At 38.7% G+C, this 22,298-nt stretch carries 21 protein-coding genes and 1 other annotated feature; all 21 genes read right to left on the bottom strand.

Going from position 1 to position 22,298, the window contains the following annotated elements:
- Positions 1–150 precede the first annotated feature (150 nt).
- A complete protein-coding gene (gene tuf / locus CWR45_RS09595; RefSeq protein ID WP_115749656.1) occupies positions 151–1,338 on the bottom strand; it encodes an elongation factor Tu in 1,188 nt (395 codons plus the stop codon).
- A 125-nt stretch (positions 1,339–1,463) separates the two neighbouring features.
- On the bottom strand, positions 1,464–3,542 hold the full coding sequence (fusA, locus tag CWR45_RS09590; RefSeq protein WP_115749655.1) for an elongation factor G: 2,079 nt from the start codon (positions 3,540–3,542) through the stop codon (positions 1,464–1,466).
- Positions 3,543–3,582: 40 nt separating this feature from the next.
- The gene (gene rpsG / locus CWR45_RS09585) at positions 3,583–4,053 is read right to left on the bottom strand and encodes a 30S ribosomal protein S7 (RefSeq protein WP_115749654.1); all 471 of its coding nucleotides are present in this window, start codon (positions 4,051–4,053) and stop codon (positions 3,583–3,585) included.
- A 39-nt stretch (positions 4,054–4,092) separates the two neighbouring features.
- The gene (gene rpsL / locus CWR45_RS09580) at positions 4,093–4,509 is read right to left on the bottom strand and encodes a 30S ribosomal protein S12 (protein WP_115749653.1); all 417 of its coding nucleotides are present in this window, start codon (positions 4,507–4,509) and stop codon (positions 4,093–4,095) included.
- 123 nt (positions 4,510–4,632) lie between these two features.
- Complete coding sequence (locus CWR45_RS09575; protein ID WP_425453614.1) at positions 4,633–4,893, bottom strand: ribosomal L7Ae/L30e/S12e/Gadd45 family protein; 261 nt, start codon at positions 4,891–4,893, stop codon at positions 4,633–4,635.
- A gap of 245 nt (positions 4,894–5,138) precedes the next feature.
- Positions 5,139–8,744, bottom strand: coding sequence for a DNA-directed RNA polymerase subunit beta' (rpoC, locus tag CWR45_RS09570; RefSeq protein ID WP_115749651.1), 3,606 nt, complete (start codon positions 8,742–8,744; stop codon positions 5,139–5,141).
- A gap of 103 nt (positions 8,745–8,847) precedes the next feature.
- Positions 8,848–12,378, bottom strand: a complete 3,531-nt coding sequence (gene rpoB / locus CWR45_RS09565; protein ID WP_115749650.1) for a DNA-directed RNA polymerase subunit beta — start codon at positions 12,376–12,378, stop codon at positions 8,848–8,850.
- Positions 12,379–12,811: 433 nt separating this feature from the next.
- A complete protein-coding gene (locus CWR45_RS09560) occupies positions 12,812–13,414 on the bottom strand; it encodes a class I SAM-dependent methyltransferase (protein ID WP_115749649.1) in 603 nt (200 codons plus the stop codon).
- Positions 13,415–13,530: 116 nt separating this feature from the next.
- The gene (gene rplL, locus CWR45_RS09555; RefSeq protein ID WP_115749648.1) at positions 13,531–13,896 is read right to left on the bottom strand and encodes a 50S ribosomal protein L7/L12; all 366 of its coding nucleotides are present in this window, start codon (positions 13,894–13,896) and stop codon (positions 13,531–13,533) included.
- Positions 13,897–13,953: 57 nt separating this feature from the next.
- Positions 13,954–14,460, bottom strand: coding sequence for a 50S ribosomal protein L10 (gene rplJ, locus CWR45_RS09550; protein WP_115749647.1), 507 nt, complete (start codon positions 14,458–14,460; stop codon positions 13,954–13,956).
- Positions 14,461–14,546: 86 nt separating this feature from the next.
- Positions 14,547–14,687 (bottom strand) — a sequence feature (ribosomal protein L10 leader region).
- Positions 14,688–14,738: 51 nt separating this feature from the next.
- Positions 14,739–15,428 (bottom strand): 50S ribosomal protein L1, encoded by a 690-nt coding sequence (gene rplA, locus CWR45_RS09545; RefSeq protein WP_115749646.1) that lies wholly within the window; start codon positions 15,426–15,428, stop codon positions 14,739–14,741.
- Between the two features lie 155 nt (positions 15,429–15,583).
- The gene (rplK, locus tag CWR45_RS09540; protein WP_147294831.1) at positions 15,584–16,009 is read right to left on the bottom strand and encodes a 50S ribosomal protein L11; all 426 of its coding nucleotides are present in this window, start codon (positions 16,007–16,009) and stop codon (positions 15,584–15,586) included.
- A gap of 377 nt (positions 16,010–16,386) precedes the next feature.
- Complete coding sequence (gene nusG / locus CWR45_RS09535; protein WP_115749644.1) at positions 16,387–16,923, bottom strand: transcription termination/antitermination protein NusG; 537 nt, start codon at positions 16,921–16,923, stop codon at positions 16,387–16,389.
- 229 nt (positions 16,924–17,152) lie between these two features.
- The gene (gene secE, locus CWR45_RS09530) at positions 17,153–17,326 is read right to left on the bottom strand and encodes a preprotein translocase subunit SecE (RefSeq protein WP_115749643.1); all 174 of its coding nucleotides are present in this window, start codon (positions 17,324–17,326) and stop codon (positions 17,153–17,155) included.
- Positions 17,327–17,458: 132 nt separating this feature from the next.
- Positions 17,459–17,608 carry a 50S ribosomal protein L33 gene (gene rpmG, locus CWR45_RS09525; protein WP_115749642.1) on the bottom strand — a complete coding sequence of 50 codons (150 nt, stop codon included), beginning with the start codon at positions 17,606–17,608 and terminating at the stop codon, positions 17,459–17,461.
- A gap of 99 nt (positions 17,609–17,707) precedes the next feature.
- Positions 17,708–18,430 (bottom strand): RNA polymerase sporulation sigma factor SigH, encoded by a 723-nt coding sequence (gene sigH / locus CWR45_RS09520; RefSeq protein WP_425453613.1) that lies wholly within the window; start codon positions 18,428–18,430, stop codon positions 17,708–17,710.
- A gap of 78 nt (positions 18,431–18,508) precedes the next feature.
- Entirely contained in the window at positions 18,509–19,018 is a 510-nt protein-coding gene (locus tag CWR45_RS09515) for an NYN domain-containing protein (protein WP_115749640.1), read from the bottom strand.
- Positions 19,018–19,764: a 23S rRNA (guanosine(2251)-2'-O)-methyltransferase RlmB gene (gene rlmB, locus CWR45_RS09510; protein WP_115749729.1), complete on the bottom strand. Its 747-nt coding sequence runs from the start codon at positions 19,762–19,764 to the stop codon at positions 19,018–19,020. Before rlmB ends, CWR45_RS09515 begins: the two co-directional genes overlap by 1 nt.
- A 7-nt stretch (positions 19,765–19,771) precedes the next feature.
- Positions 19,772–20,170, bottom strand: coding sequence for a Mini-ribonuclease 3 (locus CWR45_RS09505; protein WP_115749639.1), 399 nt, complete (start codon positions 20,168–20,170; stop codon positions 19,772–19,774).
- Positions 20,170–21,573, bottom strand: coding sequence for a cysteine--tRNA ligase (gene cysS / locus CWR45_RS09500; RefSeq protein ID WP_115749638.1), 1,404 nt, complete (start codon positions 21,571–21,573; stop codon positions 20,170–20,172). Before cysS ends, CWR45_RS09505 begins: the two co-directional genes overlap by 1 nt.
- Positions 21,554–22,219, bottom strand: coding sequence for a serine O-acetyltransferase (cysE, locus tag CWR45_RS09495; RefSeq protein ID WP_115749728.1), 666 nt, complete (start codon positions 22,217–22,219; stop codon positions 21,554–21,556). Before cysE ends, cysS begins: the two co-directional genes overlap by 20 nt.
- Positions 22,220–22,298 lie beyond the last annotated feature (79 nt).

The following is a 22,298-nucleotide window of genomic DNA, read 5'->3' as shown; positions in this document are numbered from 1 at the left end:
ATTACAGCTGTATTGTTTCCGTTGCAGGTGTTTATATATTACCAGAGCAGTAAGCTAAACTTCCATGAAAACAAAGCACCGAATACTTGAAAAAATTACATAAAAAAACACAGATAACTTCATTAAGTTACCTGTGTTTATAATAATTACTTATTTAGTGATTGTTGAAACAACACCTGATCCTACAGTACGTCCACCTTCACGGATTGAGAAACGAGTACCGTCTTCAATAGCGATTGGTGAAATAAGTTCTACGATCATTTCTGTGTTATCACCAGGCATAATCATTTCTACGCCTTCTGGAAGTTGGATAACTCCAGTTACGTCAGTTGTACGGAAGTAGAACTGTGGGCGATAGTTTGAGAAGAATGGAGTATGACGTCCACCTTCTTCTTTTGATAATACATAAACTTCAGCTTTGAAGTTAGTATGTGGTGTAATTGTACCTGGTTTAGCTAATACTTGACCACGGTTGATATCTTCACGAGAAACCCCACGAAGAAGTGCACCGATGTTGTCACCAGCTTCAGCGTAGTCAAGAAGCTTACGGAACATTTCAACACCTGTTACAGTTGATTTGCTTGGAGCTTCATTAAGTCCAATGATTTCAATTTCATCCCCAACTTTAATTTGCCCACGTTCTACACGACCAGTTGCAACTGTACCACGGCCAGTGATTGAGAATACATCCTCAACAGGCATCATGAATGGTTTGTCGTTGTCACGTTCTGGAGTTGGAACATATTCATCAACAGCAGCCATTAATTCTAAAATAGCTTGTTCGTATTTATCTTCACCTTCAAGAGCTTTAAGAGCTGAACCTTTGATAACTGGCACATCATCACCAGGGAAATCGTATTCTGATAATAGATCACGAACTTCCATTTCAACTAGTTCAAGTAATTCTTCATCGTCAACCATATCAACTTTGTTAAGGAATACTACGAAAGCAGGTACCCCAACGTTGCGAGATAGAAGGATATGTTCACGAGTTTGTGGCATTGGGCCGTCAGCAGCAGATACTACTAAGATAGCTCCGTCCATTTGTGCAGCACCAGTGATCATGTTTTTAACATAGTCAGCATGCCCTGGGCAGTCAACGTGCGCATAGTGACGAGTTTCAGTTTCATATTCTACGTGAGAAGTTGAGATTGTGATACCACGTTCTCTTTCTTCTGGAGCACCATCGATTTGGTCGTAGGCGCGTGCTTCTCCACCACCGTGTTTTGCAAGAACAGTTGTAATTGCAGCAGTTAAAGTTGTTTTACCATGGTCAACGTGTCCAAGAGTACCAACGTTAACGTGATCTTTTGAGCGGTCAAATTTTTCTTTAGCCATTTATAGTTCCTCCTTTAAGTAAGTAAAAGTGTTTATATTATTTTATATTGGACTAAGAAATAATGATTGTACATTATTCCTTAGTCTTTAATAAGAGTTATACTTTAGTTTTAACAAAAAATCAATTATTCGCCTGCATTTTTCTTAATAATTTCTTCAGAAATGCTCTTCGGTACTTCTTCATAATGATCAAATGTCATTGTGTATACTCCACGACCTTGAGTGTTTGAACGTAATGCAGTTGCATAACCAAACATTTCGGAAAGTGGTACGAAGCCTTTAACAACTTGTGCGTTACCACGAGCTTCCATTCCTTCAATACGTCCACGACGAGAAGTAACGTCACCCATGATATCACCCATGTATTCTTCTGGAATAACGATTTCTACACGCATCATTGGTTCCAAGATAACTGGGTTACACTTGTTCTTAGCAGCTTTCAATGCCATTGATGCAGCGACTTTAAACGCCATTTCGTTCGAGTCAACATCATGATAACTACCATCGAATAATGAAGCTTTAATATCAACTAATGGATAGCCAGCTAACACACCGTTTGCCAGTGAGTCTTTAACTCCTTGCTCAACTGCAGGAATGTACTCACGTGGTACAACCCCACCAACGATGTTATTGTTAAATTCGAAGCCTGCTCCTTCTTCGTTTGGTTCAAATTTGATCCAAACGTGTCCGAATTGCCCACGACCACCAGACTGACGTACGAATTTACCTTCGACTTCAGCTGATGCACGGAATGTTTCACGGTATGCTACTTGAGGCGCACCAACATTTGCTTCTACTTTAAATTCACGTTTCATACGGTCAACAATGATGTCTAGGTGAAGTTCACCCATACCAGAAATAATTGTTTGACCAGTTTCTACGTTAGTTTCAGTTTTGAAAGTTGGATCTTCTTCAGCAAGTTTGGATAATGCAATACCCATCTTATCTTGGTCAGCTTTTGTTTTTGGTTCAATTGCAACCGAGATAACTGGCGCTGGGAATTCCATTGATTCTAAGATTACAAGATCCTTCTCATCACAAAGTGTGTCTCCAGTTGTTGTATCTTTCAAACCAACTGCTGCTGCAATCTCACCAGAATATACTTCAGAAATTTCTTCACGGTGATTCGCATGCATTTGTAGAATACGTCCAACACGTTCACGTTTATCCTTAACAGAGTTTCGTACATATGATCCAGAATGTAATGTTCCAGAATATACACGGAAGAATGTTAGTTTACCAACAAACGGGTCTGTCATAACTTTAAATGCTAGTGCAGAGAATGGAGCTTTATCGTCAGCTGGACGAGTAACTTTCTCTTCTGTACCAGGAACAGTACCTTCGATAGCAGCAACATCCGTTGGCGCCGGAAGGTAAGCAAGTACACCATCAAGCATTAATTGAACACCTTTGTTTTTAAATGCTGATCCACAGAATACAGGGTAGAATTCAACACTTAAAGTCGCTTTACGAATTGCAGCATTTAGTTCGTCGTTAGAGATTTCTTCTCCTTCTAAGAACTTCATCATTAATTCTTCATCAGAATCAGCTACAGCTTCGATTAAGCTAGCACGAAGTTCTTCGGCTTGCTCTTTTAATCCTTCTGGAATTTCTCTTGATTCATCAACTGTACCAAGATCATCTGTATAGAAATGAGCTTCCATTTTAATTAAATCGATAATTCCTTCGAATTGATCTTCTGCACCAATTGGCATTTGAACTGGATGTGCATTTGCACCAAGTCGTTCCTTTAATGTGTTTGTTGCATAAAGGAAATCTGCACCTGTTTTATCCATTTTATTAACAAATACCATACGAGGTACGCCGTATGTTGTTGCTTGACGCCAAACAGTTTCTGTTTGTGGTTCTACACCTGATTGTGCATCAAGTACAGTCACCGCTCCATCAAGTACACGTAATGAACGTTCAACTTCAACAGTGAAGTCTACGTGTCCAGGAGTGTCAATGATGTTGATTCGATGACCTTTCCATGCAGCAGTTGTCGCAGCAGAAGTGATCGTAATTCCACGTTCTTGTTCTTGCTCCATCCAGTCCATCTGTGATGCACCTTCATGTGTTTCACCAATCTTATGAATACGTCCTGTGTAGAAAAGAATACGCTCAGTAGTAGTGGTTTTACCTGCATCAATGTGCGCCATAATACCAATATTACGCGTCTTTTCCAAGGAGAACTCTCTTGTCATGTATCTTTCTCCTTCCTCTTAATGCTCTAGTTTTTTTAACTTACCAACGGTAGTGAGCGAAAGCTTTATTAGCTTCAGCCATTTTGTGCATTTCTTCGCGTTTTTTCACAGAAGCTCCTGTGTTGTTAGAAGCATCTAGAATTTCATTAGCAAGACGTTCTTCCATTGTCTTCTCCCCACGTAGACGTGAGTAGTTAACGATGTAGCGTAAGCCTAATGCTTGACGACGTTCAGGGCGAACTTCAACTGGTACTTGATAGTTTGAACCCCCAACACGACGAGCGCGTACTTCTAATACTGGCATTACATTTTTCATTGCTTGTTCGAAAACTTCCATAGATGATTGGCCGCTTCTTTCAGCAACTAATTCGAATGCTTTATAAAGAATTTTTTGAGCCTTTCCACGTTTACCATCAATCATGATTTGGTTGATTAAACGAGTTACTAATTTTGAATTATATAGTGGATCTGGCAATACATCACGTTTTGGCACTGGTCCTTTACGAGGCATATAGCATCCTCCTTTCCTGTATATGGTGCTTTAGTTTAATTATTTTTGTTTTGGTTTCTTTGTTCCGTATTTTGAACGACTTTGCATACGGCCGTCTACTCCAGCAGTATCAAGTGCTCCACGAACGATGTGGTAACGTACCCCAGGTAAGTCTTTAACACGACCACCACGTAGAAGTACTACACTATGTTCTTGTAGATTGTGACCAATTCCAGGGATATATGCAGTTACTTCCATGTTGTTTGACAAACGAACACGCGCATATTTACGTAATGCTGAGTTCGGTTTCTTAGGAGTCAATGTACCAACACGAGTACATACACCACGTTTTTGTGGAGAATTTTGATCAGTTAATTTCTTTTTAAAGCTATTGTATCCTTTATTAAGTGCAGGTGAGTCAGTCTTTTTCACTTTGCTCACGCGACCTTTACGGATAAGTTGATTAATAGTAGGCATTTATATGTCCTCCCTTCTTTACTTTTAAAAAATGGGTAACCAGATATGTTAAATGGCTTTCGTAATACCACACATCCAGGTGGTTCATTTTTTGGCAAAAAAATAGTTCATTGTTTTATAACGCTATTTCTTCACCGCTACGCTTGATGCATTCACTTCAATATTACAAGCTGCCCCGAGCTTTTGTTTCGAACCGACATGATGACAAGGTATATTCAATTCCATAGCTAAGCTAGCTACCTTTTGTGTCAATTGTTGATTAGCATCATCAGCAATAAAAACTTCACTTACTTCACCATTCTTCATGGCTTTCAGTGTTTGTTTTACTCCAATAACAACTCGTGTTTTATCTTGTGCCACTTTTTCATAAGACATATTATACATCCTCCAAAGCTTCCAAGTATAAACGGAATCACCTTGAATATAGTAACATTGTCATTTTTTAATGTCAATAAAAAAATGAAATATTTTGTCGTGTTTATCACTTATTACATTAATTTAACATTCTAGCATTATTTGCATTCGTATCATTGCAAATAGCGATTAAATCGAGACATATGATAATTGAATATTTTTGTAGAAAACAGGGACATTCTCTGCCCTGCTTTCTACAGAAATACTTTTCGTTATTATTGAACAGTTTCGATTTCCTCTGTTTGTTCAATTACGGGTTTATCAAGTACACCCTTAGTGTTGCGATACTGCGGCATTCCCGTACCAGCTGGAACGAGTTTTCCGATGATAACATTTTCTTTCAATCCAAGTAATTCGTCGCGTTTCCCTTTGATTGCTGCATCTGTCAAGACACGAGTCGTTTCTTGGAATGATGCCGCTGAAAGGAATGAATCTGTTTCAAGGGAAGCTTTCGTAATCCCAAGTAATACAGGTTTACCTGTCGCTGGTTGCTCACCACTAATTAAGACAGTATGGTTTGCATCTCTAAATTGATGTAATTCAAGTAATGACCCAGGAAGTAAGTTTGTATCTCCAGATTCACTAACACGGATTTTACGTAGCATTTGACGAACCATTACTTCTACGTGTTTATCGCCAATTTCTACCCCTTGCATACGATATACGCGTTGTACTTCGCGTAGTAGGTAAGCTTGAACACCTTCAACACCTTGAATTCGCAGCAAGTCTTTCGGATCGATTGAACCTTCCGTTAATTCCTGTCCAGCGAACACTTCGTCTCCAATAGCTACTTTCATCCGTGCGTTGTAAGGAACCGGATAAGAACGTTGCTCAACTTCACCTTGGATAACAATTTCTTGTTTATCCTTGACTTCTTTCATTTCTAAGACTTTACCACTGATTTCTGTAATGACTGCCTGACCTTTCGGAATACGTGCTTCAAATAGCTCTTGAATACGCGGTAAACCTTGGGTTATATCATCCCCGGCAACCCCACCTGTATGGAAGGTACGCATTGTTAACTGTGTACCTGGTTCACCGATAGATTGTGCAGCAATAATACCAACTGCTTCTCCAACTTCAACATCAGCACCAGTTGCAAGGTTTCGACCATAACATTTTTGGCAGACGCCATGTTTCGTATTACATGTAAATGCAGAACGAATCGTTACCTCTTCAATTCCTGCATTAATAATAGCTTTCGCTTGATCTTCTAGAATTAATTCATTTCGATCCACAAGCACTTCGCCTGTTTCTGGATGCTTCACAGCTGTGAATGCATTACGGCCGATTAGTCGGTCAATTAATGGCTCAATCACTTCTGTTCCATCTACTAGAGCAGAAACTGTTAAGCCTCTATCTGTACCACAATCTTCCTCACGAATGATTACATCTTGTGCAACATCTACAAGTCTTCTTGTCAAGTAACCAGAGTCAGCAGTCTTAAGCGCCGTATCCGCAAGACCTTTACGAGCACCGTGTGTAGAAATAAAGTACTCTAGAACTGTTAATCCTTCACGGAAACTTGATTTGATTGGGATTTCAATGATTTTACCAGATGGGTCAGCCATTAATCCACGCATACCCGCAAGCTGCGTGAAGTTAGATGCATTACCACGGGCACCGGAATCACTCATCATGAAGATTGGGTTTCGGTTACTCAATGAATCCATTAATTTACCTTGTATAACGTCTTTCGCTTGTGACCAAATCGAAATTACTCGGTCATAACGTTCTTCCTCTGTTATCAAACCACGACGGAATTGTTTTAGGACATTATCTACTTTTATTTGTGCTTCATCAAGGATTTCTTGTTTGTCAGGTAATACAACGATATCTGAAATACCAACTGTCATACCAGCCTTTGTAGAATAACTAAATCCTAAGTCCTTCATACGGTCAAGCATTTTCGATGTTTCTGTGATTTTATATTGCTTAAACACTTCAGCGATAATATCACCTAAGAAACCTTTCTTAAATGGTTTGACTTCGTCGCGACTCTTGATTTCCTTCTTGAGATCTGTTCCAACTTCGACAAAATACTCTGCAGGAGTTTCCTCTTGCAAGTTTACTTTTGTTGGTTCGTTTATATATGGGAATGACTCAGGTAATATTTCGTTAAAGATTAATTTACCTATTGTCGTTAGAAGCATCATTTTTTGCTGCTTCTCAGTAAAGGTCTTGTTGTTTACGCTGGATGCTAAGACAGCTACCCTTGTGTGTAAATGAACATAGCCATTATGATAAGCTAACATTGCTTCATTAATATCTTTAAATACACTGCCTTCTCCAACAGCACCAGCACGTTCTAATGTTAAGTAGTAGTTTCCTAATACCATATCCTGTGAAGGTGTAACAACTGGTTTACCATCTTTAGGATTCAAGATGTTTTGTGCGGCAAGCATTAAGATGCGCGCTTCTGCCTGAGCTTCTGCACTTAGCGGAACGTGAACAGCCATTTGGTCACCATCAAAGTCTGCGTTATATGCAGTACAAACTAATGGATGCAAACGAATTGCGCGTCCTTCTACTAATGTAGGTTCAAATGCTTGAATCCCTAATCTATGCAGTGTAGGTGCTCGGTTTAAGAGTACCGGATGTTCTTTAATAACATCCTCTAACACATCCCAAACATCTGGATGTACACGTTCGATTTTACGTTTTGCTGACTTAATGTTATGAGCAAGCCCTCTTTCGACAAGCTCTTTCATAATAAATGGTTTAAATAACTCTAACGCCATTTCTCTTGGTAGTCCACATTGGTACATTTTTAAGTTAGGACCAACGATAATTACTGAACGTCCAGAGTAGTCAACACGTTTTCCTAGTAAGTTTTGACGGAATCGACCTTGCTTCCCTTTTAACATATGTGATAAAGATTTCAAAGGTCTATTACCTGGTCCTGTTACCGGACGGCCTCTTCGACCATTATCAATTAAGGCATCGACTGCCTCTTGAAGCATACGTTTTTCATTTTGCACGATGATGCTAGGTGCACCAAGATCCAATAGTCGTTTCAGACGGTTATTTCTGTTAATTACTCTACGATATAAATCGTTTAAATCAGAAGTAGCAAAACGTCCACCATCAAGTTGTACCATTGGTCTAATTTCTGGCGGGATAACTGGAATAACATCAAGAACCATCCAGCTCGTATCATTACCAGAATGGCGGAATGCTTCCAATACTTCTAATCGTTTAATTGCTCTTGTTCTTCTTTGACCACTTGCAGTCTTTAGCTCTTCTCTTAATGCGTCAACTTCTTTTTCAAGATCAATATCTTGAAGAAGTTTGCGAATTGCCTCTGCTCCCATTTGCGCTTTAAAGGTATTGCCATACTTATCGTAATATGCACGATATTCCTTCTCTGATAATAATTGTTTCTTCTCTAAAGGTGTGTTTCCTGAATCAGTCACAATATATGCAGCGAAGTAGATAACTTCTTCCAATGCTCTTGGAGACATGTCTAAAATAAGACCCATTCGGCTTGGAATCCCTTTAAAATACCAAATATGTGACACAGGTGCAGCTAATTCGATATGCCCCATACGTTCACGGCGTACTTTCGATTTAGTTACTTCTACACCACAGCGGTCACAAACTACACCTTTGTACCGTACACGTTTGTATTTTCCACAATGGCATTCCCAGTCTTTTGTTGGCCCAAATATACGTTCACAGAACAAGCCATCTTTCTCAGGCTTTAACGTACGATAATTAATTGTTTCTGGTTTTTTTACCTCGCCGTATGACCAGGAGCGAATCTTCTCTGGTGAAGCCAAACCTATTTTCATATACTCAAATGTATTTACATCTAGCAAGGAGCCTTCCTCCCTTTTAATGTGCGATTTTTACGTTTCGACTATCGGGATAAACTGGAGAATTACCTACTCAGCATAGGTAATTCTCTATTGCTTATCGCATTTACTCGACTTCTAAATTAAGTTTGCTTGCTGTTTGAACATCTTCTTCATCAATTTCACGTAAATCAACTTCTTGTTCATTGCTATTGAGCATCTTAACATCTAACCCAAGACTTTGCAGTTCTTTGATTAGTACCTTAAACGATTCTGGTACACCTGGTTCAGGGATGTTATCGCCTTTCACAATAGACTCGTAAGCCTTCACACGACCAACAATATCATCTGATTTCACTGTTAAGATTTCTTGAAGTGTGTATGCAGCACCATATGCTTCAAGTGCCCATACTTCCATTTCTCCGAAACGTTGTCCACCGAACTGTGCTTTACCACCAAGTGGTTGTTGCGTAACAAGTGAATATGGTCCAGTTGAACGTGCATGTAGCTTATCATCTACCATGTGCGCAAGCTTAATCATATACATAACTCCTACAGACACACGGTTATCAAAGGTTTCACCCGTTCTTCCATCATAAAGAATTGTTTTCGCATCTCTCGACATTCCAGCTTCTTCCAATGTTTCGTATACATCTTCTTCTGTTGCTCCATCAAATACTGGCGATGCAACATGGATTCCAAGGTATCTTGCTGCCATCCCTAAATGAAGTTCGAACACCTGTCCGATATTCATTCGTGAAGGTACCCCCAGTGGGTTAAGCATAATATCAATTGGCGTTCCATCTGGCATGAACGGCATATCTTCTTCTGGTAATATTTTCGAAATAACACCCTTATTACCGTGACGTCCAGCCATCTTATCTCCTTCGTGAATTTTACGTTTTTGAACGATATATGCACGGACAAGTTGGTTAACACCCGGTGGTAACTCGTCGCCATCTTCACGATTGAAGATCTTAACATCCAAGACAATTCCTCCAGCACCATGTGGTACACGTAATGAAGTATCGCGAACCTCACGAGCCTTCTCACCAAAGATAGCATGTAGTAATCTTTCTTCAGCCGATAACTCAGTAACTCCCTTAGGTGTTACTTTACCAACTAAAATATCTCCATCGGTTACTTCTGCTCCGACACGAATGATACCATGCTCATCCAGGTCTTTTAGCGCTTCTTCACCAACGTTAGGAATATCTCTCGTAATTTCTTCTGGTCCAAGCTTCGTATCACGAGACTCAGATTCATACTCTTCTATATGGATAGATGTATAGACATCGTCCTTAACAAGTCTTTCACTCATAATAATCGCATCTTCATAGTTGTAACCTTCCCAAGTCATGAAACCAACTAGGACGTTACGACCTAATGCAAGCTCTCCGTCTTCCATTGAAGGACCATCTGCAAGAACCTCTCCTTTTGTAACACGATCTCCTTCTGTTACAATCGGACGCTGATTAATACATGACCCAGCATTCGAACGAATGAACTTTTGCAAAGGATAACGATCAAGATCACCTTGAACTTCTTTTCCGTCTACATTTGAAACGCGACGTACAAGAATCTCTTTTGCTTCGACACGTTCAACGATACCCTCTGCTCTACAAATCACAGCTGCACCGGAGTCTTTTCCGTTTACATATTCCATACCAGTACCAACGATTGGCGCCTCTGGTTTCAATAACGGAACTGCTTGTCGTTGCATGTTGGCACCCATTAACGCACGGTTTGAGTCATCATTTTCCAAGAAAGGAATACATGCTGTAGCAGCAGACACCACTTGTTTAGGTGATACATCCATGTAATCAATTTTTGAACGATTTACAATAATATTATCTTCACGGAAACGAGCGATTACTTCTTCATCAACGAATTTACCTTCTTCATCAAGAATCGCGTTCGCTTGTGCCACAATATAGTTATCTTGTTCATCTGCGGTTAAGTAATCGATTTGCATCGTTACTTTTCCTGAATCCGGATCAACACGACGATAAGGGGATTCGATAAAACCAAACGCATTTACTCTCGCATAACTTGATAACGAGTTGATCAACCCGATATTCGGTCCCTCTGGCGTTTCAATCGGACACATACGGCCATAATGAGTATAGTGAACATCTCGCACTTCAAATCCAGCACGTTCACGAGTCAAACCACCAGGTCCTAATGCAGATAATCGACGTTTATGCGTAAGCTCTGCTAATGGGTTGATTTGATCCATGAACTGTGAAAGCTGTGAGCTCCCAAAGAATTCTTTGATGGATGCAATAATCGGACGGATATTAATCAATTGTTGTGGTGTAACACTTGATGTATCCTGAATCGACATTCTTTCACGCACAACACGTTCCATACGAGATAATCCAATACGGAATTGGTTCTGTAGTAATTCACCTACTGAACGAAGACGACGATTACCTAAATGGTCAATATCATCTGTGTCCCCTACTTGGTAGAGTAAGTTAAAGAAATAACTGATCGATGATAAGATATCAGCTGGAGTAATATGCTTAATTGAAGCATCCACTCCTCCATTACCGATAATGTTTAATTCTCTTTCACCGCTAGGATCTGTTGGATCTAGTATTTTGATGGTTTGCAAATGAATTTCTTCTTCAAGTACTCCATCATGCGGTTGGAATACACCTTCACCAATCTTATCTTCCTCGCGTTCCAAATAAGGAATCAATTTATCTAATAATTTACGCTCTAGTCGATCACCTTTTTGCGCTAACACTTCACCAGTTTCCTGGTCAACAATGGTTTCCGCTAAAACTTGATTGAATAAGCGATTTTTTATATTTAATTTCTTGTTCATTTTATAACGACCAACGTGTGCTAGATCGTAACGTTTTGGATCAAAGAAGCGTGAAATCAATAGACTCTTTGCATTTTCTACTGTCGGTGGTTCACCAGGACGTAGTCGATCATAGATTTCCAGCAACGCTTTTTCAGTCGTTTCTGTATTATCCTTTTCAAGCGTGTTTTTTAGGTATTCATTTTCACCAAGTAAATCAATAATCTCTTGGTCTGTACCAAAGCCAAGCGCACGTAATAGCACTGTTATTGGTAATTTACGAGTACGATCAATCCGGACATAAGCAACATCTTTTGCATCCGTTTCAAACTCCAACCATGCCCCACGGTTTGGTATAACCGTAGAAGTAATGCCGCGTTTTCCGTTTTTGTCGATTTTCGCGTTAAAATAAACACTAGGTGAACGTACTAGTTGAGAAACAATTACACGTTCCGCTCCATTTATTACAAACGTACCGGTATCGGTCATTAATGGGAAGTCTCCCATAAATACTTCTTGTTCTTTCACTTCACCGGTTTCATTATTGATTAAACGAACCTTCACACGAAGCGGAGCGTTATAAGTAACGTCTCTTGATTTCGATTCGTCTACACTATACTTCGGCTCACCCAAGCTATAGTCTACAAATTCAAGTGACAAATTCCCCGTGAAGTCTTCAATAGGTGAAATATCCCTAAACATTTCTCCCATTCCTTCTTCCAAGAACCACTCATAAGAAGAAGTTTGAATTTCGATTAGATTCGGCAACTCTAATACTTCACTAATACGCGCATAGCTCCTGCGTTGGCGATGCCGTCCATACTGAACTAGTTGACCTGTCAACTGCTTCACCCCTTAAATCCTGCCTTTATTGAAAGTAATCAACAAGGCTTATCTTATTTAAAAAACGACGACTGAACACGAGGCACAGTGTAGTTTTCAAATCAAACACTTTACGGCTAATTGATAAAAAAGCCGAAACAAACTTGCAAAGTCTTATTTTACAAGTTTTCTAATATGAATACTTATGTGCAAAAGAAGGATTTCGACTTCAAAGGCTAGGATATTTCTATTTTATAGTTTACAGAATCAACCTATAAACGGTATAATAGAAAAAAGTAGAGCTAAGGTTTACATGAAAAGCATTGTTTTCTCTTAATTCTACCAGTGTTTCCGTTCACCAATGAAATATACATTTTACAAGTTATTAAGTACCCTCTAGACAAAATAACCCCATAGTAACATTCTATTATCTTAGCACATGAGTTTTATTAGGTCAAATTTTTATAGCTCGTAAAATATAATATCCTTTATCTTTCTTAACGACTTCTACCTCACCAAATAGACTTTCCAGCTTTATTTTCGCCGATGGTGCTCCTTGCTTCTTTTGAATAACCACCCATAACTCTCCACGCTGTACTAGTGCAGCAAATGATTCTTCAAGCATACTATGAACAACCTGTTTGCCCGCTCTAATCGGTGGGTTTGTTATAATTGCCGCAAATGAACGATCATTTAAATTTGAGAAACGATCACTTTGGAAGATTTCGATGTTTTCAATATGATTAGCCGCAGCATTTTGCTTCGCTAGCGCTAACGCACGTTCATTCACATCTACCATCACAACAGTTCTTTCATGGAAACTATCCGCCAAAGAGAGCCCAATCGGTCCATAACCGCAGCCCAAATCTAATAAATCACCGGCGATTACTGGCTCCATAAATTGTTCGATTAATAATTTTGATCCGAAGTCAACTTCATTTTTGGAAAAGACGCCAATATCACTAGTGAATCTATATTCTTTCTCTCTTAATTTGTATTTCCAAGTCTTTGGTGTGCTTTTAGATTGAGGTTGTTGAGAAAAGTAATGCTCAGACATTTGGGCACCTACTTTATCATGTAATAATTGAAGTTTTTAAAGGAACATATGTTCCTCGGTAGTTGAAAAGAGCTCAGTCGTAATACGACGAGCTCCATTTATTAATAGCATTGTAATTATTTAACTTCTACGCTTGCGCCAACTTCTTCAAGTTTAGCTTTCATTTCTTCTGCTTCATCTTTAGATACGCCTTCTTTAATTGCCTTCGGTGCGTTATCTACTAATTCTTTAGCATCTTTAAGTCCAAGACCAGTGATTTCACGAACAGCTTTAACAACTTTAATCTTCGCGTCACCAACTGATGCAAGTACTACATCAAATTCAGTTTTTTCTTCTGCAGCAGCTCCACCAGCAGCTCCACCTGCAACTGCAACTGGTGCAGCAGCTGTTACTCCAAATTCTTCTTCAATCGCTTTAACTAAGTCGTTTAATTCTAAAACTGACATTTCTTTAATCGCGCCAATCATTTCTTCTTTAGTCATGATATATTTCCTCCTAATTTAATTTTCATTTTTTATTAACACGCAAGGGATAAAATATTATGCACCTTGTTCTTCTTTTTGTTCTGCAATTGCTTTTGTAACATAAGCAAAGTTACGGATAGGTGCTTGAAGCACGCTAAGCAACATAGAAACCATACCTTCGTAATTCGGAAGATCTGCAAGTTCTTTAATTTGCTCTAACGTTGCAACCTTACCTTCGATTATGCCGCCTTTGATCTCTAAGTTTTCGTTTGTTTTCGCGAAATCATTAAGGATTCTTGCTGGAGCTACTACATCATTATTACTGAATGCAATAGCTGTAGGCCCAACTAAAGTATCGTTAATTTCCGCAACTTCTGCAGCTTCTGCAGCACGACGACTCATAGAGTTCTTGTATACTTTGAATTCGATACCTTCGTCACGTAATTGTTTACGAAGTGTTGTTAACTCAGCAACACTTAAACCACGATAGTCAACAACTACTGATGTTTGACTTTCACGGAATTTAGTTGTGATTTCTTCAACAAGTTCTTGTTTCTTTTCTACAATCTTAAGATTAGCCATTTTTCCACCTCCCATTAGTATTACATCATTACACCGACCCAAAAGTGCAAGCACTTTGGCGAGTTATAATAAGCTTATGCAGGTAAGCAATATAGTAAAAAGCTCCCATGTAGACATAGGAGCTTTATATAACAAACGATATATTTTATCGACTGCTTATAAACACCTCGGCAGGATTATTAAACCACTAGGGTCCCCACTGTCTGCGGTATAACGTATTTTTTTATCAACGGACATAATTATATCCAATTTCAATTGATATGTCAACGTTATTTTAATTAGATGCTTGAAACGTCAACTTTGATTCCAGGTCCCATAGTTGATGCAATTGAAACATTCTTCATGTAAGTTCCTTTTGCAGTTTGTGGTTTAACCTTCACAAGTTGTTCTGTTAACGCCACAAAGTTTTCAACTAATTTCTCATCATCAAATGAAATTTTTCCGATTGGAACATGAATGTTAGATTGTTTGTCCACACGATATTCAACTTTACCAGCTTTAATATCGTTAACAGCTTTTTCTACATCAAATGTAACTGTTCCAGTTTTCGGGTTTGGCATTAAGCCTTTTGGCCCAAGAACGCGACCAAGTTTTCCTACTTCAGCCATCATGTCAGGTGTAGCAACAATAACATCAAATTCGAACCAACCTTGGTTGATCTTCTCGATGTATTCTCCTTCACCAACGTAATCAGCTCCAGCAGCTTCCGCTTCTTTCGCTTTCTCACCTTTTGCAAATACTAGTACACGTTGTGTTTTACCAGTACCGTGCGGCAATACGAAAGCGCCACGGATTTGTTGATCTGCTTTCTTAGGATCTACTCCTAAACGGAATGCAGCTTCAACCGTTTCGTCGAAGTTAGCTTTAGCAGTTTGTTTCGCTAATGCAATAGCTTCTTTTACTTCATATGATTTCGTGCGATCAACAAGCTTTGTAGCTTCTTGATGTTTTTTACCTCTTTTAGCCATTTTATTTCCTCCTCTATTGTGGTTATAACGGTAATACCTCCCACTTATAAAAGCGCAAGGGCTCTTATAAAGCATGCAATAAACCATCATCGGTCTATCCCATTCACGAAAAAGGTTGCGTCAGTTCCCATCCGCAACCATTGCCGTATTGTAAATTAGTCTTCGATCGTAATTCCCATGCTTCGTGCAGTACCTTCAACCATGCGCATCGCTGCTTCTACATCAGCGGCGTTTAAATCTGGCATTTTAGTTTCTGCAATTTCCTTCACTTTATCACGTTTTACAGTAGCAACTTTGTTCTTGTTCGGTTCACCTGAACCAGACTCAATACCTGCTGCTTTTTTCAATAGAACAGCTGCTGGTGGAGTCTTTGTAATAAATGTAAATGAACGGTCTTCAAATACCGTGATTTCAACAGGGATAATTAAGCCCGCTTGATCTTGTGTACGTGCATTGAACTCCTTACAGAATCCCATGATGTTTACACCTGCTTGACCTAATGCTGGTCCTACTGGCGGTGCTGGGTTTGCTTTACCAGCTGGAATTTGTAATTTTACTAATTTGATTACTTTTTTAGCCACGAGACACACCTCCTTAAAGTCCGTGATGTGGTAATAGGGGTACCGATGGATCCCTCCCACTCATATTTAAATACGCTCTAAAACACGAGCATAAATAACAAAAGAATTTTACCATGAATTTCATTAAAATGCAAGGCGTTAGATTATTTTTCTCAAAATAATTTAACGTTTCATTTTTTCATAGAAAAAATGAAACGTTTATTGCTTTTCTAAGTTATCGATGCTAAAAATTAAGCGCGTTAGCAATTGTTGACTACAGAGATAGACTTCTATCTTCCGTGAGCAATGATTATGATTGACCTTTACTCAAACTACACTAAATATAACGAAGATGTTATGTCAACATTGTCATTTGTACTCAAAATTAGTCTAGTCGATTATCCTAGTTTTTCTATTTGTGCGAAGTCTAGTTCAACTGGGGTTTCTCTACCAAACATGTTTACATGAACCTTAACTTTTTGCTTGTCTAAATCGATATGCTCGATTGATCCTGTGAAGTCAGCAAACGGTCCTTCTTTAACACGAACATTTTCTTTTAGTTCGAAGTCAATTTGAACCTTCTGCGATTCCATTCCCATTCGCTTGAGAAGTGTATCTACTTCATCAGGCAATAATGGTGTAGGCTTAGCACCATGGCCACTTGAACCAACAAACCCTGTAACACCAGGTGTATTGCGCACAACATACCATGAATCATCGGTCATAATCATTTCCGTTAATACATAACCAGGGAAGAATTTCTTCTTCAAGACCTTCTTTTTACCATTTTTTATTTCTGTTTCTTCATCTTCTGGAACAAGCACACGGAAAATCTTATCTTCCATCCCCATTGTTTCCACTCTTTTTTCTAAATTCATTTTTACTTTATTTTCATATCCAGAGTACGTATGAACAACATACCAATTTTTCTCCATTTATATAGGACAACTCGCTTGCCCTTCCCTCCCTTATAAAGAGTTTTTATCATGAATATTCCCTTAGAAAACTTTGCAATTCGCCAAACTTTGGGCAGATTGCCCTAGTTGCACTTATACAGTAAAGAAATATAAATATACTTTCTTTCTGCCAACATTAAAAAACCCGTTTTAGCGGGTTTTCTCGTAAAGGCGTATTTTTATACTATTATAGCATAATTAAAATAAATTATTCAAAGAAAGATTCCAGAACTAATGAAATTCCTGTATCAACTACCATAAAAAATAACGCTATGAATACGACTGTTGATATAACAATTACTGTATAGTTCCTTAATTCTTTACCTTTTGGCCAGCTGACCTTTTTCATTTCCTTTGATACATTTTTGAAAAACGTAAACACGCTTGTACCCCCCAAACTCTACCTAAATATACATTTATCCCGCATAAAACTAGCAATTTTGCTGTAGTATTTCGCTCATTAAAAAGGTAACTATCCAATATTACAGATGTGCCCTCTATATGAAATCACACTTTATTTCGTTTCGCGATGCAATGTATGTTTCCCACATGTTTTGCAAAACTTGCGTACTTCTAAACGTGTAGATTGTGTGGATACATTTTTATTTGTCGAATAGTTTCTACTTAAACAAATTTCGCACGCTAAAGTTATCTTGTTACTCATTATACCACCCCATCACTTCGAGGTTTTTCCTCATATAATGTAGCATGTTTCTACTTCTTATGTCAATGTAATATAAAACGAATCTTTCCGATAGATAGACTATTGAAATTTTGCTTCATTTACTTCCAACAACTGCTCCATTTTACGCTTTACTCGCTGCAGAGCATTATCAATTGATTTAACATGTCTTTTCAACTCAATTGAGATCTCTTGATATGTGCGCCCATCGACATATAAATGCAGCACTTCTCGCTCTAATTCGCTTAATAACTCTGATAATTGCAGTTCGATGTCCCCCATCTTCTCCCGATTTACAAGTAGTTCCTGTGGATCGATTGATCTTGATCCAGCAATAATATCTAATAATGTTCGTTCCGATTCTTCATCATAAATTGGTTTATCCAAAGATACATATGAATTAAGCGGAATATGCTTTTGCCTTGTCGCTGTCTTAATTGCAGTAATAATTTGTCGTGTGATACATAATTCTGCAAACGCTTTAAAAGAAGATAGCTTGTCTGCATCAAAATCACGAATCGCCTTATATAGGCCAATCATTCCTTCTTGAACAATATCCTCTTTATCAGCTCCAATTAAAAAATATGTCCTTGCTTTTGCACGCACGAAATTTCTATATTTATGTATTAAGAAGTCTAGTGCATGGTTATTCCCTTGCTGAATCAAGTATAAAATGTCATTATCATGCAGATTATGCAATTCTTGTTTATCTGGATCAAGTTGACTAACGTTCATGAAGCCCCCTCCAATTACCGTGCAATCACTGTACCGTTCATTATACAGGACGACTTTCAAGCACGTCAATACGAGGACAGGTAATTCCATTACTTAATTGGGAACAATCCAAATATTTTAGATAAATTCTATTAAATAATGGTCACCTTACAATTCCCCACGTCTCATTTTCTCAAATTTAGCTAAGATTTCTTGATTTAATTCTATTTTTGTTTGTGGCTTTATTTGTTGATGCTGAATTATATTGGATTTAATTTCACGCTCAATATCTTTTAACTCAATATATAATTCTCTTGCCGATTTACGAAGTGCACCTTGTCCAAAGATTGTCCGTTGCTCCGCATAGTCTGAAGTAGCCACATATACTTGTGTTTTCACATTTTTTATTTTCTTTACAAGCTTCTCAATGCATTCATCGGCAGTTTCCTTCTCTTTCGTATAAATGATGTCGACTTTATATTGATTCAGCTTGCTTTCTATCCCTTTTACATAATAGGCATCGAATACTACAATCACTCGATGCCCTGAATATGCTTGATACTCTGCCATTAATTGAATTAATCGTTCACGTGCCTCGCCGATATCATTATCCTTTAGTCGCTGCAATTCACTCCATGCCCCAATGATATTGTACCCATCAACTACGAGGACGACCATTATGCTTCACCTAATGGATATCGCTTCCGGTAAACTTCATAAAGCAGTAAACTGCAAGCTACTGATGCATTCAAGGAAGAAACCTCGCCCTTCATCGGCAAGCTAACCGTCCAATCACACTTTTTACGTACTAATCGACTGATTCCTTTACCCTCATTCCCTATAACTAAAGCGATTGGCAGGGTTCCGTCAAGCCTTCGATAGTCCTCTGTCGCTTCCGCTTCTGTACCAACAACCCAAATATTTCTTTCCTTCAGCTCGTCAATCGTATTAGCGATATTCGTCACTCTCGCAACCGGAATATGCTCGATTGCGCCCGCCGCTGTCTTAGCAACTGTTGCTGTCAGTCCGACCGACCTGCGTTTGGGAATAATGACGCCATGTGCCCCTGTAGCATCTGCTGTCCGTAAAATAGAACCCAGATTATGCGGGTCCTCCAGCTCGTCCAAAATAATGAAAAATGGATCCTCCGATTTTTCCTCTGCATTTCTAAATAAATCATCTAATGACGCATATTCATAGGAAGCAACATATGCAATCACCCCTTGATGATTTCCATCTGATAATTGATCCAGTTTGGACTTTGGCACCTTTTGTACAATCGTTCCGGCTTCCTTGACTAATTGATGAAGCTTGCCCATTGTCTGCGCATTTAGATGCTCAAGTACTAACACTTTATTCACAGATCTTCCAGATCGCAATGCCTCCATTACCGGATTTTTACCAATAATAATTTCCTGTTCGATTTCCATCTTATTCGCTCCTTCCTTCGATAAATGCTACCGATAGTTGTAATAATTCACTTAATCGAGCTTCATTTTTCAATAAATAATGATAACCAATTAACGCTTCGAATGCGGTGCTATAGCGATAAGTTTGAACACTGATATTCTTTGGAATTGATCCCGACTTCGCATTTCTCCCACGCCCTACGACACGGCTCTCTTCATCTGACAAGATGTCCTTTTCTAAAAAGTGTAAGATAACAGAGGCTTGGGCTTTTCCTGATACGAAACGAACGGCATGATTATGAAGTTGATTAGGTTTAACCTCACCTTTATTTAATAAATACTCACGTACATAGACTTCATATATCGCATCCCCCATGTACGCAAGCGCTAAACTTTTCATTTGTTTTACATCTAATTCCATTATTTGCCCCTTTTCCAGCGAACTCCTTGAGCAGTATCTTCCAAAATAATATGCTGGTCCTTCAGTAAATCTCTAATCTCATCTGCTCGAGCAAAGTTGCGGTTCTTTCTTGCTTCGTTCCGTTCGGCAATCAAAGCTTCGATATCTTCGTCTAGCAAATCCTTTTCTTCTTTCACATTAATTCCAAGAACTTGTAAGAATACTCGAATCGTTTCTTGGAATGTCTCGATAACTTGAATTGTTGTCTGCTTCGATTGTAAATAAACATTTGCTTCCTTTGCTAAATCAAATAATATAGAAATAGCATTTGCAGTATTAAAGTCATCATCCATCGCTGCTTCAAATTGTTGTTTTAATGTATCAATCTTCGTTAGCCATTCTGCTTCATTTTCTGCCAAACCAGTACTTGAAGCTTTTCGATGTTCTAGGTTTTGGAATGCCGTTTTAATTCGACCAAATCCATTTTTTGCATTCTCTAGTAATTCTTCTGTAAAATTAATCGGATTGCGATAATGTACACTTAGCATGAAAAATCTTAAAATTTGTGGATCATGCTTTTCAATTAATTCACGTGCCAATACAAAGTTCCCGAGTGATTTTGACATTTTTTCATTATCAATATTAATATAACCATTATGCATCCAGTAATTGGCAAATTGATGCCCTGTCATCGCTTCCGACTGGGCTATTTCATTCTCATGATGGGGGAAGGTTAAATCCTGTCCGCCTGCATGAATATCAATGGTATCGCCAAGATATTTCTTCACCATCGTTGAACATTCGATATGCCAGCCTGGTCGACCTTTTCCCCACGGGGAATCCCAAGAAATTTCGCCATCCTTTGCCTTTTTCCACAAGGCAAAATCAAGTGGGTCATCTTTTCTTTCGCCAATTTGAATTCTTGCACCAGAACGTAATTCATCGATGGACTGATGGGACAACTTCCCATAACCTTCAAACGCACGTGGTTTAAAATAAACATCGCCATCTGCTTCGTATGCATAATCCTTCTTTATGAGAACTTCAATGAACGTAATGATATCATCCATTGATTCCATTACACGAGGGTTAACGGTTGCCTTTTTCACTCCCAATGCAGCAACATCCTCTAAATAGGCATCAATATATTTATCTGCAATTTCCTGTACTTCTACACCCGCTTCATTTGCCGTTCTAATAATCTTATCATCGACATCAGTGAAATTGAGTACGTAGTCGACAGCATATCCCTTGTATTCAAAATACCTTCTTACTGTATCAAATACGATTGCAGGACGGGCATTACCGATATGGATATAGTTATAAACTGTTGGTCCACATACATACATGCTGACCTTTCCATCAACTAGTGATTTGAATTCTTCTTTATTACGGGTTAACGTATTATAAACTTTTATTGACATAATCAGCATTCCCTTCCTTTAGCCTATCGATTTCAATTTTTAACCGTTCAATCTCCTGTTGCAATTCTTTACAGCGGTCTGCTACAGGATCTGGTATCATATGGTGATCTAAATCTGTCCTTACTCTTTCTCCATTTTGTACGACGACTCTCCCCGGTATACCTACAACTGTAGAGTGGTCTGGGACATCTTTAATAACGACAGCGCCACCACCAACTTTAGAGCTTTCACCAATTGTAATTGCACCAAGTACCTTTGCACCAGTTGAAATAAGTGCATTGTCCTTAACCGTTGGATGACGTTTTCCTCTTTCTTTCCCCGTTCCACCTAACGTCACTCCTTGGAAAATCGTGACGTTATCACCTATTTCACATGTTTCACCAATGACAACCCCCATGCCATGGTCGATGAATAAACGTCTGCCAATTACTGCACCAGGGTGGATTTCAATTCCAGTAAAAAAGCGACTAACCTGCGATATTACCCTAGCAATAAAGAATAATTTCTTTTTATAAAAAGCATGGGCTATTCGGTGGTTCCAAACAGCGTGCACACCAGAATAGGTTAAAAACACTTCAAAATACGTTCTCGCAGCTGGATCCTGTTCAAACACCACATCCATGTCCTCTTTCATCCTTTTAAATATCCCCACGTTTCTGAAACCCCCTCTTGATTAACAAGAAATTATGCATACCATACAAATGGATACTGCAGCCAAATCAAAT

Origin of the sequence: Oceanobacillus chungangensis (assembly GCF_003369565.1) — a bacterium.
GTDB classification, from domain to species: domain Bacteria; phylum Bacillota; class Bacilli; order Bacillales; family Amphibacillaceae; genus Oceanobacillus; species Oceanobacillus chungangensis.
Note: the sequence above shows the minus strand (reverse complement) of the source record. Positions and strands in the feature narration are given on the sequence as shown.